General features: G+C 32.9%; 15 protein-coding genes and 1 pseudogene. All 16 read right to left on the reverse strand.

Annotated features, from left to right (window positions below; all coding sequences use genetic code 11):
• Positions 1 to 260 (reverse strand): annotated as a pseudogene (locus ACQKIH_RS00005) (IS3 family transposase); the annotation flags it as partial.
• 273 nt (positions 261 to 533) lie between these two features.
• Entirely contained in the window at positions 534 to 815 is a 282-nt protein-coding gene (locus tag ACQKIH_RS00010) for a stage V sporulation protein S (RefSeq protein ID WP_057986828.1), read from the reverse strand.
• A 193-nt stretch (positions 816 to 1008) separates the two neighbouring features.
• Positions 1009 to 1275: a stage V sporulation protein S gene (locus ACQKIH_RS00015; protein WP_057986830.1), complete on the reverse strand. Its 267-nt coding sequence runs from the start codon at positions 1273 to 1275 to the stop codon at positions 1009 to 1011.
• A gap of 183 nt (positions 1276 to 1458) precedes the next feature.
• Positions 1459 to 2181, reverse strand: coding sequence for a CpsD/CapB family tyrosine-protein kinase (locus ACQKIH_RS00020; RefSeq protein ID WP_057986832.1), 723 nt, complete (start codon positions 2179 to 2181; stop codon positions 1459 to 1461).
• 1 nt (position 2182) lies between these two features.
• Positions 2183 to 2908, reverse strand: coding sequence for a YveK family protein (locus ACQKIH_RS00025; protein ID WP_427762729.1), 726 nt, complete (start codon positions 2906 to 2908; stop codon positions 2183 to 2185).
• A 204-nt stretch (positions 2909 to 3112) separates the two neighbouring features.
• Positions 3113 to 4132 (reverse strand): dTDP-glucose 4,6-dehydratase, encoded by a 1020-nt coding sequence (rfbB, locus tag ACQKIH_RS00030; RefSeq protein WP_427762731.1) that lies wholly within the window; start codon positions 4130 to 4132, stop codon positions 3113 to 3115.
• Positions 4133 to 4176: 44 nt separating this feature from the next.
• The gene (gene rfbA, locus ACQKIH_RS00035; RefSeq protein ID WP_427762732.1) at positions 4177 to 5067 is read right to left on the reverse strand and encodes a glucose-1-phosphate thymidylyltransferase RfbA; all 891 of its coding nucleotides are present in this window, start codon (positions 5065 to 5067) and stop codon (positions 4177 to 4179) included.
• Between the two features lie 90 nt (positions 5068 to 5157).
• Positions 5158 to 5871, reverse strand: coding sequence for a WbqC family protein (locus ACQKIH_RS00040; protein ID WP_057986840.1), 714 nt, complete (start codon positions 5869 to 5871; stop codon positions 5158 to 5160).
• Positions 5872 to 5888: 17 nt separating this feature from the next.
• Complete coding sequence (locus ACQKIH_RS00045) at positions 5889 to 6998, reverse strand: DegT/DnrJ/EryC1/StrS family aminotransferase (RefSeq protein WP_057986842.1); 1110 nt, start codon at positions 6996 to 6998, stop codon at positions 5889 to 5891.
• A gap of 165 nt (positions 6999 to 7163) precedes the next feature.
• Entirely contained in the window at positions 7164 to 8381 is a 1218-nt protein-coding gene (locus ACQKIH_RS00050; protein ID WP_427762734.1) for an ATP-grasp domain-containing protein, read from the reverse strand.
• A 35-nt stretch (positions 8382 to 8416) separates the two neighbouring features.
• Entirely contained in the window at positions 8417 to 9892 is a 1476-nt protein-coding gene (locus ACQKIH_RS00055; protein ID WP_427762735.1) for a lipopolysaccharide biosynthesis protein, read from the reverse strand.
• The gene (locus ACQKIH_RS00060; protein ID WP_427762736.1) at positions 9877 to 10851 is read right to left on the reverse strand and encodes a glycosyltransferase family 2 protein; all 975 of its coding nucleotides are present in this window, start codon (positions 10849 to 10851) and stop codon (positions 9877 to 9879) included. Before ACQKIH_RS00060 ends, ACQKIH_RS00055 begins: the two co-directional genes overlap by 16 nt.
• A gap of 425 nt (positions 10852 to 11276) precedes the next feature.
• On the reverse strand, positions 11277 to 12494 hold the full coding sequence (locus ACQKIH_RS00065) for an ATP-grasp domain-containing protein (RefSeq protein WP_427762738.1): 1218 nt from the start codon (positions 12492 to 12494) through the stop codon (positions 11277 to 11279).
• Positions 12491 to 13717 carry an ATP-grasp domain-containing protein gene (locus ACQKIH_RS00070; RefSeq protein ID WP_427762740.1) on the reverse strand — a complete coding sequence of 409 codons (1227 nt, stop codon included), beginning with the start codon at positions 13715 to 13717 and terminating at the stop codon, positions 12491 to 12493. Before ACQKIH_RS00070 ends, ACQKIH_RS00065 begins: the two co-directional genes overlap by 4 nt.
• Before the next feature lie 61 nt (positions 13718 to 13778).
• On the reverse strand, positions 13779 to 15062 hold the full coding sequence (locus ACQKIH_RS00075; RefSeq protein ID WP_427762742.1) for an O-antigen ligase family protein: 1284 nt from the start codon (positions 15060 to 15062) through the stop codon (positions 13779 to 13781).
• Between the two features lie 16 nt (positions 15063 to 15078).
• Complete coding sequence (locus tag ACQKIH_RS00080; RefSeq protein ID WP_427762743.1) at positions 15079 to 16263, reverse strand: glycosyltransferase; 1185 nt, start codon at positions 16261 to 16263, stop codon at positions 15079 to 15081.
• Between the last annotated feature and the right edge of the window lie 3 nt (positions 16264 to 16266).

The following is a 16266-nucleotide window of genomic DNA, read 5'->3' on the forward strand; positions in this document are numbered from 1 at the left end:
TGCTTTAAATAACGGTTTTCCACTTCTAATTTTGTTTGTTCATTCTCATATTCTGGTCCTTTATCAAAGGTATACTGTTTACCTACAGGTTGTTCAAATCGATGAATCTCTCCGTTTTTATACCAACGCATCCATGTTTCCACTTGGGTTTTATTCCGAATATTTAATTCCATTAAAACCTGTTTCGTTGATACACCCGCTAATCGCAATTCAATAGCCTTCATTTTCACTTCGTAAGGATAACTAACTCTTGTTCCCATAAAAAAACACCCCCTAGTTGAATTTTAGGTATCTAAACCCGAATTCAATCGAAGATGCTTTTTTTATTTGTCTATATTTTTGGGGTCAGTCCCGTTCTCAAATTGAAACGGTCGCTTTTTAATGTAAACGAAATCACTCTTTTATAGTTCCCTTTTTAAAGTTTATCTATTTGAACTACTATGTTAGCCCTTACTATAAGAACAAACTTTTTTCTCCGTAAAAAAAACACTTATGCATAGGAATAAATATCCCCTTGCATAAGTGCTTTTTAATTAGTTATGACTGGCTTGACGGGTTCTTTTTTCAACAAGCAGTTTGAGTGCCGTACGATCTTCCCCACCAATTGTGATGTCCGCAAATGCTGGTGCACAAATTAAATCTGTTCCACTCGGTGCAACAAAGCCTCGTGCAATCGCAACCGCCTTAATTGCTTGATTTAAAGCTCCAGCTCCTACCGCTTGCATTTCAGCATAGCCCTGTTCTCGAATGACCGCAACGAGAGCACCTGCAACAGAATTTGGATTAGAACGTGATGATACTTTTAATGAATCCACAATTATTTCCCCCTATTTTAAATTAATTTATTGTTAAGATGTAAACTGTAATTACCCCATTTTTTTAACTACTTTTTGTAATTTGAAAATTCTATAAATTCAAACGAAAAAAGCGCCTTTTTTATTCAAAGTCATGATAAAACTTTATTATCCAATAAAACAAGTGGCCTAACGAGTAGACGACCCGTTCAGATTATCGGGTACGTTTTTCTACGAGAAGCTTAAGTGCTGTTCGATCTTCACCTGCTATTTTAATATCTGCAAATGCTGGTGCGCAAATTAAGTCCGTGCCGCTCGGTGCAACAAACCCTCTTGCTATGGCAACTGCTTTCACCGCTTGATTAAGTGCCCCTGCACCGACTGCTTGCATTTCCGCATATCCTTGTTCTCGAATGACAGCTACCAATGCACCTGCAACAGAATTTGGATTAGAACGTGATGATACTTTTAATGAATCCACAGCTATTCCTCCTCATATGGTTCCTCTTTTATGTTAGGACACTCGTATTTATTGTCCGTAGCCTATTGTATGTGCGTAGAAAAAGAAATAGACTTCGAAAGTTGCCGTTCTACAACTTTTGCTAAAAATATATTGCGCGCTTAGCGTAATGCATACTAACTAAATCTAGAAAACCGAGCAAATTTATTCGTCGTAACTATAATAGCCATCGTATTGCTGATGACGAGGAAATACATAGTTATTTAATACAACACCTAGAACATTTGCTTGAGAACTAGCCAAGATTGCTTTCGCTTTTACGATAACCTCTTTTTCGACACTACCCGTATTAGCAATTAAAAGCGTACCATCACATTTATTCGACAATATTTGTGCATCTGATACAATTAACAATGGCGGTGCATCGAATAGAATGATGTCATAATCCTTCTTTACATCTTGAATCAATATATCCAACGCTTTTGAAGAAAGTAATTCCGCTGGGTTTGGCGGAATAGGACCACTCGTCATGATATTTAGCCCTTCAATAGTTGTCTCTTGTATCGCTTCGTAAAATGGAACTTTTTTGGCTAAAACACCGCATAGACCCGCTTTATTAAACCTTTTAAATGTTTGATGCAATGTCGGTTTCCGCAAATCACCATCAATAATTAATACTCTTTTACCTTCTTGCGCATAGACAACGCCTAAATTCGCTGCAATTGTTGACTTCCCTTCACCAGGTGTTGAAGAGGTAACTAAAATCGTTTTTAACTCTTTGTCCGGCATAGAAAACGAGATATTTGTGCGAATCGTACGAAACTGCTCTGAAATAATTGATTTTGAATCTGAAACCGTGACAAGTTTTCGAGCCATCTTTGCAAGTTTTCGTTTTTTTTCTAACTTTCTATTTTTCAGCCCAAACATTTTAGTTCCTCCTAATCCTACGTGACATAAAGGTAGATTTGCTTACTTTTTCTTTAGCGATTGACCCAATTACCCCCATGATCGGTAAATCCAAAAGATCCTCTATATCTTTCTCACTCTTTATCGTTGTATCTAAAAGTTCGAGTAGAAATGCCAACCCAATGCCCAACACTAGACCAATAACTACCGCAATCGCTATATTACGTATTTTATTTGGTTTTATAGGGCTAGGATTTTCGCTTAATTTCGCTGAAGATAAAATATTTATATTATCGACACTCATCAATTGCGGAATTTTCTCTTTAAATACATCTGCCACCGTATTTGAAATTTCTACAGCTTGAGATGGTTTTGAATCCACAACAGTGATATTTACAATTTTTGAATCACTTTCATTCGACACTGAAATTTGGTTCATTAATGTTTCTGGTGTTACATCTAACCCAAGCTTTTCAATTACAGGGATTAAAATGACTGGGCTTGTAATGATTACATTATACGTATTTATTAATTGTAAATCTGTTTCCATTTGCGACCAAGAATATGCTTCATTTGTATTATTGTTTTGATTCACTAAAATTTGCGTTTGTGCCTTATAAATCGGGGTCAATACATATAAGCTAATTCCTGCAGTAATTCCAACAGTAATAATAGTTAAGATAATAATTAGCAATAATCGTTTTCTTATTATTTTTACTATTTCTTGTAGACTGATCGTTTCTTCCAATAATATTCCCCCTTGTACCTTCACTGGAAATTCAATAAGTTTATAAGTTAATGAAGTAAGCGTTAGTAGCATTTTGGTATTTTTGAGCTTCTCTATTATATGCGTCATTTCTCTCTATCATTACTTCTCACTTTTTATAATCTGTTGCTATAAACACAAAAAGTCTGACCCCTTCTTCACTTAGGTCTCAGACTACTAAAAAAATCATATTGAATATTGCTTGTTGAAATATGTCTGATATTGCCCACTAATAATTTGCTTCCACCATTCCTCGTTCTCTATATTCCATTGTATTGTTTGAATAATTCTTGTTTCAAATGTAAAGGAAGGATTCCAGCCTAATTGTTTTAACTTCGTCGAATCAATAGCATAACGCTTATCATGGCCTAAACGATCTTCGACAAATTCAATTAGTTCTTCAGATTTCCCTAACGCTTGAATAATTGTTTTTACAACTTCTAAATTGGTCCGCTCATTATTTCCCCCTATATTATAAACCTCACCACCAACACCTTTATGCAATACTACATCGATCGCCACGCAATGATCAAAAACATGTAACCAATCTCGGATATTTTGCCCTTCCCCATATACAGGAACCTTTTCATCAGTTAATACACGAGAAATCGTTAAAGGGATTAACTTTTCAGGAAAATGATAAGGTCCATAGTTATTCGAACAGCGCGTAATATTAACGGGTAAACCATATGTTTCGTGATAGGCCCTAACTAATAAATCAGAGGATGCTTTACTTGCACTATATGGGCTATTTGGTTTTAATGGTGTATCTTCTGTAAAAAAGGTTGTCGGATCAAAATCCAACTCCCCATATACTTCATCTGTTGATATATGAACAAATTTCGTAATCCCAACTCTCCTTGCAGCCTCTAATAAGACTTGTGTACCTATGACATTGGTTTGAACAAAAATTCCAGGATCTGTAATAGAGCGGTCCACATGACTTTCGGCAGCAAAATGGACGACAAAATCGAACTTTTCTTTTTCAAAAAGAGAATGAATCACATCTTGCTCCACAATATCCGCTTTAACAAAATGATAATTCCCTTGTTTTTCTATAGCCTGATGCTTCGTTAAATCCCCTGCATATGTTAATACGTCAACATTAAATATTTCATACTCTGGGTACTTTTCGACCATATACTGAACAAAATTTCCTCCGATGAACCCTGCCCCACCAGTAACAAGAATTTTTTTCTTTATCATCTGACTCACCTCTTTCGAACGTATTCAACTGAAATAAAAAAACTCTACATTGTCACATGAGAGTTGTTGAAGGAATGTGAAACTTCCACCAAATATTTACCGTATTCCGTCTTCATAAGAGGCTCTGCAAGATCTAATAACTGTTTCTTTGTTATATATCCTCTTCTAAATGCTATTTCCTCAATGCAAGCAATATATAGCCCCTGCCTTTTTTGTATAGCCTCTACAAAATTCGAAGCCTCAAGTAATGATTCATGAGTGCCTGTATCTAACCACGCCAAACCTCGCCCTGTAAGTTCAACCATTAATTCTCCTCTTTGCAGATAAACATCTATAATAGAAGTAATTTCTACTTCCCCTCGAGCTGAAGGCTTTACGTTTTTTGCAATATTCACTACTTTATTATCAAAAAAATATAAACCTGGAACAGCGTAGGATGATTTGGGTTTTTCAGGTTTTTCTTCTATTGAAACGGCCTTTCTCTGTTCATCTACCTCTACTACGCCGTAAGCTCTCGGATCATTAACATAACAACCAAATATAATACTTCCTGCGGTTAAAGCAGCCGCTTCTTTTAAACGATCGCTTAAATTAGAACCGTAGAAAATATTATCACCTAAAACTAATGCAACCGTAGAGTCACCGATAAATTCTTCCCCTATAATAAAGGACTCTGCTAAACCATTAGGATTTTCTTGCACAGCATATTCAAATTTTATTCCTAACTTACTGCCGTCTCCCAATAGCTCCATAAACCCTCCAATATCTCGAGAAGTAGAAATAATTAAGATTTCTTTTATACCTGCAAGCATTAATACAGACAGCGGATAATAAATCATCGGCTTATCGTAAATGGGTAACATTTGTTTAGAAATAGATTTCGTCAGAGGATAAAGTCGAGTACCAGACCCCCCTGCTAAAATAATTCCTTTCATTCGATATACACCTCTTCATCTAGGAGTTAAATGTTCCTACAAATTCGTCTGACATAGCTTAAGGAGCTAAGACTTTTCACACAGCTGTATTCATCCAATCACTTCTCGAGTCTCTAACATATCTTTAATATTATTTATGTCGTTAAACATCATTACATCAATGATTGAAAGACCAGGTGTGAAATTATTTTTATATTGTTCATATGGAGTTAGTATTGGATTAATAAACTTTATTTCCAAACCATTCTCTTTATATTTCTGTTGGCTATAAAACTCTTTACCACCAATTGCATTAATATATTCAGTAGCATTCAATGCTTTACTTACTATGATCCCCCACTCATCGGCTGCATCGGCACGATCAATATTAGGGAATCTTTGCGATAAAATGGTTATATTTGTTTCTATATTCAATAGTGCGCACGTTTCTCTTAGAAGGGATGTATTAAATTCACTTAAATTACCGCTATTATTTATTAAACATTCATTCAAGAACTCTAAAACATTTTTATAATATGGAGCGTTTTTATAATAGGATAATTGATGGAAAATTTCCTCTTGCCAATTCATAGTGTTATTAATAGTAATGTCTTTAATTTTTGTATCTCTAGGGGCCTTAATGACAGGGACGTTAATAAAAACACTGTCTTTCTGTGCATTTAATATTCGATTTCGATTCATCCAGCCTCTACGGATATATTGTGCTTGATCAAAAACTATAAATTCATCTACCGCATGTATTAATTGAAAATAACCAAGATACGGGAAAAAATAAGGTTGCATTAAAGCTACTTTTATTTTCAACATCCTTTCAACATTTACTATTTATAAATTGGCACATTTGCTTTAATAACTGAACAAATTTTATCGACTTCTTCAAGTTGTAAATCTGCATAAAGAGGAAGTGTTAAAACTCTATTTGCTATAAAGTTAGCTACTGGAGTTGATTCTGAAGTAAATCTCCCCTCATAGCATTGAAGATTATTAGTAAGAGGATAGAAATATTTGCGTGAATAAATATTATGTTTTTTTAGTTGCTCGTAAACTTCATTTCTTGATAAAGTATAACCATCAAATACGATTGGAAAATAAGCATAATTGCTACTTACACCATCTGGAGGAATTGATAATTTAATTCCTTTCGTATCACCAAGATGATCAATATATCTCTCAAATACTCTCTTTCTTTTCTCAATTTCTTGATCAATTATTTTAAGATTACATAAACCCATTGCCGCTTGAAATTCATTCATTTTTGCATTACCACCAATATATTCTACGGTTCCTGGACCAGTAATACCAAAATTTTTATAACTATTTATTACCCTCTTCATACTATTGTCAGCAAAGGTTAAGGCACCTCCTTCAATTGTATGAAAGACTTTTGTAGCGTGGAAACTGAACATTGAAGCATCACCAAAATTTGCAACCCCTTGTTCATCAACAGATATACCAAAAGCATGAGCTGCGTCATAAATAACTTTAAGATTATACTTTTTCGCTATTCTTTCAATTTCCTTAACGTTACAAATATTTCCGTAAACATGAACAGGAATGATAGCAGATGTCTTTTCTGTTATTAAACTTTCAAGAGTATCCGTTTGGAGCGTATAATTATGTGGATTAATATCACCGAATACTGGTGTTAACCCATTTCGAACAATAGCATGGGTTGTGGATGCAAAAGTAAATGGACTTGTAATCACTTCTCCTGAAAGGTTAAATGCAGCAATTGCATACTCTAATGCTAGATGCCCGTTTGAAAATAACGTCACATTCGGCGTATTTAAATACTGTTCCAACTGCATTTCTAATTGCTCATGCTTATCCCCCATATTCGTGAGCCAGCGATTATCCCACAAAACCTTAATTTCTTCACAAAATGTATCATAGTCGGGCATTGATGATTGCGTTACTTGGATTTGCTTCATAGGTCCCCACCCTTTTTATCCTGTGCTATTATTAACGTTTGGACTTTTAACCATTCCATTAATTAAGCTGGACATAGTATCTATCTCATCTAACGTGTCAATCACTGATGAATACCTCAATATCATCGTTCCTAGAGCCCTACTGTGCGTTGGTATTTATAAATATTAGGTAGTTGGAATATTTTCCAAAATACTTTCTTCAATTTTGATATTTATCAAATTAGATATATTTTCCATTTTATCTAACATTTCGATATGAGAAGGGAATTCTAGTATTAATCTCGCCAGCTTTTCATCAGATTTTATTAACTGATCATCTGATTTGACAAACATTTCACATTTCACAATATTATTTGTTTGAAACTCGCTTTCAAATTCGATCCCTTTAAATAGCCCACTTTTTTCATTAATAACTACATAACTAGAGCCAAATCCTTTTGGTTCATCCATCATTAAATCACTACAGTCTTCCCCTAACGCAGCCTTAATTGTATATTCGATTAAGTCCATTTTTTGTACATGATTGATTACTTCAGTTAAGTCAGCACTGTTTCGTACACCTATGTCTAATATATAAACATTATCCTCACAATCAATTTGCACTTCTACATTACAATTGCCTGTTTTTAAATGTAATAAATCAATTAATCTTTGAATTTCATTGCGAACTTTTTCTTGCAGATGCATAGCCATATTCGTTGGAAAACTTTTTCCTATTGGAAGAAATGGGTTTAAAAGTTTCGTTTCAAAATGGTGATTCGCAATTCCAGAAAATACAAGACAACCATTTATAGAAAAACAATCTACGCCAACTTGAAATCCAGATTTCTCTATAAATTCTTCTACAATAAAACGTTTAGCTCTTGAGAAACGTAAAGCCTCATTTACCTTTTCCTGAAGGAGTTCAATCGAATCTATTTTAGAAACCCCTTTACTACCTGAAGCATCAATTGGCTTAATCATTACAGGCAATTTAAAGTTATAAAAATCTGAAGTTGCTTCTTCTAATGTAGAATATCCTTTAGCTCGTGGAACGTGAAAGTTATTTCCCTTTAAAAAGGAGCGAAATAATTCTTTATTAGACAGGATTTCAACAGATTTATATGGGAAGGCTGGTAAGCCTAAATGTTCCGCAACATAGGCTACTGTTAGCGCCCCAGAATCTGCCGCATAACAAATAATTCCGTCTATTTGTAATGACTTTGCTAATGCTAATACAGCTTCTTTATCTACTGTACTTACATTGTGGTACTCGTCTGAAAATTGATGGCCTGGATTATTTTCAAGGTAGTCACATGTTATAACATAATACCCCATCTCTTTCGCCTTCTTAATTGCTACAACTTGTGAAGGTGAACCACCTAACATTAATAGTTTTTTCATTTCAAAAAACCTCCGTAATATTGACATAATTGATATTAATAAAGCTCTTTGACAACAGTACTTTTCTTTCTATCAACCATTTCTTTAATCGTTTTTAATAGATAAGTAAAACACTCTAGTTTGAATGTTTTTGCTAAGCCAATATATAGAACGACTCCCGTTACGATTTGAATGATAACAGTTAACATATCCGACATTTCGAACCACTGAATTGGATAGATTATTGAACCCATTATTATCGAAATAAGTAAAGATGGAAGTACATCTTTCCATTGTTCTTGTATACTATAATTTAATAAATTTAAATTGGGATAGGCATTAATAAACGTATAGAGGATGCCACTAATAGAAATACCCATAGCCATCGCATGAACTCCAAATGGTAAACTAATACCTAAAATAATAAGTCCTACTAATTTCTTAACAATTTCTAATTTCAAGAAAGTATCACTTCTACCTAAAGCATTAATCGCTTGTAAATTTGCTGTATGAATTGGCCATAAAGCATATACAAGACAAAAGATTTGTAAGAACGGAACAGTTGGAAGCCATTTTTCGGTTAATAAAATCTTAACAAGTGGCTCGGCAATTACAGCTAATCCAACCATCATTGGAAATATAATAAATGCGCTCGTGACAATCGCTCGGCGCACAATCTCTTTTACGCGTTGTTTATCATCTTGATAGGATGATAAAGTTGGAAGCATTACGGACTGTATGGAACCGTTAATATTACTAACAAGTAAACTAGGGAATTGATCCCCTCTATTATAAAAACCAAGTATCGCTGGACTATATATTTTACCAACCAATACATTTCGGATATTCGAATAAAGCACATCAATCAATGCTGAAGCCATTAACTTCCATCCAAATGAAAATAATATTTTAATTCTTTCTATTGAAAAGAGTAGCTGTGGTCTCCACATAACGGCGTACCACAAAAATAGTGTAAGCATTAATTGATTTATTAATTGCTGTCCAACTAATGCCCAAACACCAAATCCATCATAGGCCATCCAAATACCTGCTATACCCGAAACGACATTAGCACCTAAGCTAATTAAGAATAGTTTCTTGAACTGCATTTTTTTTTCAATGATTGCATATTGAATGGAATTTAAAGCTCCCAAAAACAATGTACAGGAAAGAACTCGAAGAACCGTCATGAAATCGGGTTGTTCAAAAAATGTCGCTATCAATGGTGCAGTAAAAAAAAGAAGGAGGTACAGAAGGCTTGCAACAAATAAATTCAAGTAAAAAACAGATGAAAAATCAATCTCATTTACGTCTTTATTCTGAATAAGTGCTGTATTAAATCCGCTTTGTACAAACACTCCCGCAATTGCAATAAAAATGGTTACAAGAATAATTAAACCAAACTCCTCTGGTAATAAAATCCTTGCTAAAATAATCATCACTATAAACTGAATCCCTTGTGTGCCTCCACGCTCCATTAGTTTCCATAAGAGAGAAACAATAACTTTAGATTTTGTTACTTCATTGCCCATTTCAACCATATCCTTTTGAAGTATTTCAAAGTATTGGATACATCCGGTAAATATTGATTTATCAATATAATTACTTTTCTTTTATAACCGAGTTTTTTATAAAATTCTCTAAATTCCCCTGTTTTAGCTTCTTTATACTTCCGCTGCTCAAATAGAAGGTTAAATCGGTTATAACTTTTAGTTTTCTTTATCACATCACTATATTGATAATTTGTATATTCATTTAATTCATCGAGCATAAGCGCTATTCTATCGAAATGTTTGTTCCTTTTTTCAATATTAGATAAATTCCTTGCTGTCCAAGAACCATTCACTCCCACTCGGTAAGCCGACATAAATTCATCCATATAATAAACTTTTCCAAGCAATGACAAATTTATTGCTAACGGATAATCACCTACTGGAGCCACTTCAAAAAAATTTGGTCTATTTAAGCCAAACCCTGTTAAAAACATCATTGAATTTGTAATAAAAAGACCTCCATCACCTTCAATCACGTCTTCAACAGTATAAATTTTATCCCCTTTATTTGGACGATTATACGATTCTAATTTTTTCTCAGTTGCCGTTACTACATAACCAGCATGAACACATAGGCTACATTGTGGATTGTTTTCCATATAGGCTATCTGCTTTTGTAACTTTTGAGGATCTACCCAATAGTCATCCCCCTCACAAATAGCAATATATTTCCCTTTTGCTCTTTGAAGATTCAACTGGGTTATTGATATTCCTTTTGATTTTTGATTTTCTGTTTGATAGATTGGTTTTATTAATTCGGGATATTCTTTCTCATACTTTTTAATAATTTCTGCCGTTCGATCCGTTGAAGCGTCATCATGAATTAATATTTCATACTTAAAATCTGTTTGCTGCATTATAAAACTATCAATAGCATCTGCTATATAATTTTCATGATTATATGCGGGACAGTGAATACTCACTAATACCTTTTCCATTTGGGTTACATACTCCTTTTTAGGAATTTATACAAAATTATATTTCCCCTTTATTACTAAATTATATGAATTAAAAACTTACTATATTCTTAATTAACCCATCGAAAATGCAAAGTTTACCACCTAATATTTTTGAAATTTATTCAAAACTCTATTAACTAATATCCCCCCTGCTAGGTTACACGGGGGATTAATCAAGCAAAACAGTTGAACTGAGGGTCGAAAAAACTAGCTCCATTTTGATTCAAGAAGCGAATCAAAATGGAGCTAGTTTGGCAAAAGGCTGTGAAGAGTTGCATATTATCGCTGGGTAGCGGGTGATGTAGTAGTACAGGTGGATCAACACTCGATAATTAAACACTTTACACCCAAAAATAAGTAATCTTAAAAAGAACGAACAGAAATTTTAAAGATTGGGAAGCAGGTTATTTTTCTACTAAAGAATCCTCAAATATGACCTTTACGTAATCTGTCATATTGTCCATTTTTTCTATCATTTCCTCTTTTGAAGAATACTTTAGCACCATTGAACCTAATTTCTTATCTGCCCCTGTAAAAGCAGATATACGATCTCCTGGTTTTATAAAGAGTTCATATTCCACAACATTATTTTTCTCAAACTCACTATCAAATTTGACGCCTTTAAATATCCCACTATTCTGACTATTAACTATATAACATGACCAATACCCTTTTGGTTCGACCATTTTTAAATCACTACAATCTTCACCTAAAGCTGCTTTAATCGTATATTCAATTAAATCTACGCCTGTTGCACAATTTGTTATATGAGGTATCAAATTCCCTCCAATTCTTGCGCCCATCTCAATAAAAAAGACATTATCATTTTTATCTACTCGAATATCGAAATTGTATGGACCTGTTTTCATATTAAGTAAATTCAGCAGCCTTTGAATTTCATCATGGATTTTATCTTGTATATGTTCGGGTAATATACTCGGCCAGCTACCCCCTAACGGTAAAAATGGATTTAAATAGGTATTATTTAGATGATTATTTGAGAAACACCGAAATACAAATTCACCATTAACTGAGAATCCATCTCCTCCAACTTGATATCCCTTTTTCTCAATATACTCCTCAATTAAAAAACGTTTAGCTTTTGAGAAACTTAAAGCATATTCTATCTTTTCTTCAAGATATTCAAAGTTACCAATTTTTGAAATCCCTCTGCTTCCAGATGAATCCACTGGTTTTATCATCACTGGAAGCTTGTAATTATGGAATTCAGATTTAGCCTGTTCAAATGAGCTATATCCTTTTGCATTAGGAACATTAAAGTTATTATTTCTTAAAAAGTCTCTAAATAAATCTTTATTATTGATTATTTCAATAGACTTATACGGATATGATGGTAACCCTAACGCTTCAGCAACGTAAGAAACTGTCGTCATTGCTTCATCCGCAGCAAAACAAGTAATCCCATCAATTTTTAAATCTCTCGCTAAAGCTAAAACTGCCTCTTTATCCATAAAACTAACATTGTGATACTCATGTGCAAATTTATGCCCTGGATTGTTTTCAAAAAAGTCACATGTAATGGTATAAAAACCCATTTCTACTGCCTTTTTAATAAACGGTATATGATATGGATCACCACTAAGAATCAATAGTTTTTTCATATTTTCATCTCATTCTCTATTAGATTATTAACCTTTAATTTCACTAATCCCTTTAAATTAAACATTTTTTCAGACATCTCTAATTCAGTAGAAAAATTAAGTAACATTAACCCAATTTTTTCGTGAGATCCCGACAGCTCTGATACTCGATCCCCCGGGCTAACTAATAATTCATACTCCACAATATTTTTTTCTAAAAAACTTTCATGTATTTCTAAACCATTAAATACCCCACTTTTTTCACTGTTTAGTACATAAGTTGCCCAATATCCTGTAGGTTCAACCATCTTCACATCACTACAATCTTCACCTATAGCCGCTTTAATTGTATATTCAATTAAATCAATTTTAGTTGCATATTGGATTGCTTCAGGGTTCCAATCTCCACCGTTTCTAGGTGATATCTCAATAAGATAGACATTTTCATTATCATCAATTCGTATATCGAAATTATAGGATCCTGTTTTCATATTTAATAAATCTAATACCCTTTGAATTTCATTGTGAATTTTTCTTTGAATGTATTTTGGCATAACATACGGCCAGGTTGTTAAGACCGGAACAAATGGATTTAAGCAATCTGTTGAGAAATATTCATTAGAAAAGCAGCGAAATACCAGTTTCCCATCTACAGAAAATCCATCCCCACCCATATGCGGACCGTAATTTTCTATATATTCCTCTATAATAAATCGTTTAGAACTTGAAAAGCTCAAAGCAATTCCCACTTTTTCTTCTAGTTGTTCTAATGAATCAATTTTTGAAACACCTCTACTTCCCGAAGAATCGACTGGTTTTATCATGATGGGCATCTTAAAATGATGAATATAAGCTTTAGCCTCTTCAAATGAATTAAATCCTTTTGCTTTTGGAACATGAAAATGATTTTCTTTTTGAAACTCTCTAAACAAATCTTTATTCGTTAAAATTTCTACAGATTTATATGGATGTGAAGGCAAGCCCAATTTTTCTGCAACATATGCTACTGTTTGTGCTCCTGAATCAGCGGCATAACAAACTATTCCATCAATTTGAAGAGACTCTGCTAACTTTAATACAGCTTCTTTGTTTGAAGCACTTATTTTGTAATATTCATGAGCATATTGCTTTCCTAGAACATTCTCATCTATATCGCAAATGATAATATAGCATCCCAGTTCTTTCGCTTTTTTAATGGCTGGAATTTGGGTTTTAGCACCACCAAGCATTAATAGTTTTTTCAAATTACCACACCTCTTCTTCTCTAATAGCCACCATACCAATCGATGTTAATCTAATATTTCACTACAAAAAGAAAAATAGATTAAACCCCCACGTCGGAAACATACTCAATCCAAAAGCATAAAATACCCATATGACCTTTATGATGAAGAGTAATAAATATTTCTCATTACTTTCTATCTTAAATTTTTTAAAATAATATAATGCCATATGAAAGAAAAAGAAAAGCATTAGAAGTGTTCCTATTAATCCAAAATTCAACAGCATGTCGATATAGGCCTGGTGCGAAACCGTCTTAAATTTTGATTCAAAACCATAGTCCGTTAAGTAGTTCCCACCGAATAATATTTTATGCACAGGCTGCTGTAGATAATAATCAAAATGAATAATCCAAATATCCGTTCGATCAGAGGTTAACGAAGAAAAGTCTTTCGTTTCACCAAAAGATAATTGGCTTTGAATTCTTTTCGCTACATCGCTCACTACAGGATAATCTGCATTGGCAATAGTATTTACATTTAAAAGTAGAAATGTGCCAACGAGTAACATAGTTAAGACGTATTTTTTTTTCACCTGATCACTTAAAATAAAATAGATGCCTAGTAATAATAGATTACATAAAATTCCCGTAATGCTTAATGTAGCAAATAGACTTACATACAATAAAATTAATATAACTATTTTAATTTGGGTATTTTTAAAAATATTTAGTAGTATTATGGAGAAAATTGCAATATTAATAAAAAAGCCAAAGTAATTTGGGTCTGGTAAACTCCCTAAAAATCTGGAAACTTCTACCCATTCATTATCAATGCTAATTAATGCATTTATTGCTCGTTCTTGCATCATCCATCCAAATACACATGAAATTAGCGCCCCTGTAACATAGTAAGTAAAAAATTCATGAAAGTTTTTTCTTATAAACATTGAAATATATAGTAATATTAATACTATTTCAAAAATAATAATAAAACTAAGGGTAACATCAAAATATAAGACAACTGCAACACCATACAATAACGTAATAATAAGTGGTAAAAGATGTTTCTTTTCAATAGAGGTTTTTTTCAAATATAGTAATTTTAAAAATAGCAAAAAAGTAAAAACTCGGTATGCTGAAATATCACCTGGCAACATTAATTGACCGCTAAAGAATATAAATACAGGTAATATGCGATAAAATCTATGTGATCTCCACAAAATAATACTTAGACTTATAATGATAATGGAACTTATATATGAAAAATTTGGACCTAGTACTACCAATAACGGCGCTACATAAATAATACCTATACATACATCGGCTAATTTTATATTAAAACTACTTAAAGTCATTGTTTTTTCCATATATATACCCCATTACTTAATCTATGATTGAGTAAAATTTTTCTATTTCTGCTTCATTCCCTAATTTTCTTTTAGTTAAATTTTTTTTGTATTTATCGATCAACTGTGGACAATCTAGCACTTTCTTAATTCCTTCATAGATACCTTCATCATTATTAGTTACTATAATTCCATCCACATCGTTCCTTACCTGTTCTATTGCAGATGCATAATTTGTAACAATAATCGGTAATCCTAAAATTTGCGCCTCCGTTACTGCCATTGGCTTCCCTTCTCGTCTAGATGCCATAACATATAGATCACATTTCTGAATTAACGGGTATGGATTTTTTTTTTCGCCTAATAAAAATAATGTATCTTTTAAATTTTTTTTCTTAATCATATCCTCCAACAATGTGTAATCTTCACCATCTCCAATAATAAACCATCTGAAGTTGTATCCTTCTTCCTTTAACTTTTTAGCAGCCGCTATCGATCGATCTATTCCTTTTGTATGTATGGTTAGTCTACATACTGTTACTAATTTAATGCCATTGTAGTCTTCTAAGTTACTATTATAATCGATTGCATCCGTCGCCCTTTTCTTTACATAGTCGGAAGATAAAATATTCTCAAAAACAACTACTTTATGCGAAAGGTTTGGAAATGCCTTATTAAAATTTAATAAGCAACTTTCCGAAACACAGACAATCTTATCTGCCTTTTGAAAACTTTTATAATCTAATGAAGGAATAAGACCTGTAATTAAATAATCTATATGAATCCAAATTACTTTTTTATGTGCCGAGACCTTTTCTAACGTGTAATAATCTGCCCACATCTCTAAATACCCGATTGCAATATTATAGTTCTTTTTTATTTTTCTGGAATGATTAGAGTGAAACTGTGACATAATTTGGTGATTAAAACCTAATTTTTTTTTATAAAATAGTTCCGCAGAAATAGCTTTAAGAAATATACCACTAACGATAAAGCTCCATATTTTTCTACAACGAGAATAAAACGTATTTGTAAAAATAGATACTTCCGGTAAAATATTCACCTGTATTGGCAAATCTCCGAAATATTCACCTTTATTTCTATACAAGACTATATCTACTTCATATTGATTATAATCAATGATTTTTAACAATGAGATTAAACTAGTAGTGCTCCCACCAAACATAAGTTCAGGATAGATAAACAGTATTTTTTTTTTCAATAT

The organism is Solibacillus cecembensis, from assembly GCF_050272495.1.
In the GTDB taxonomy this organism is placed as follows: Bacteria; Bacillota; Bacilli; order Bacillales_A; family Planococcaceae; genus Solibacillus; species Solibacillus cecembensis.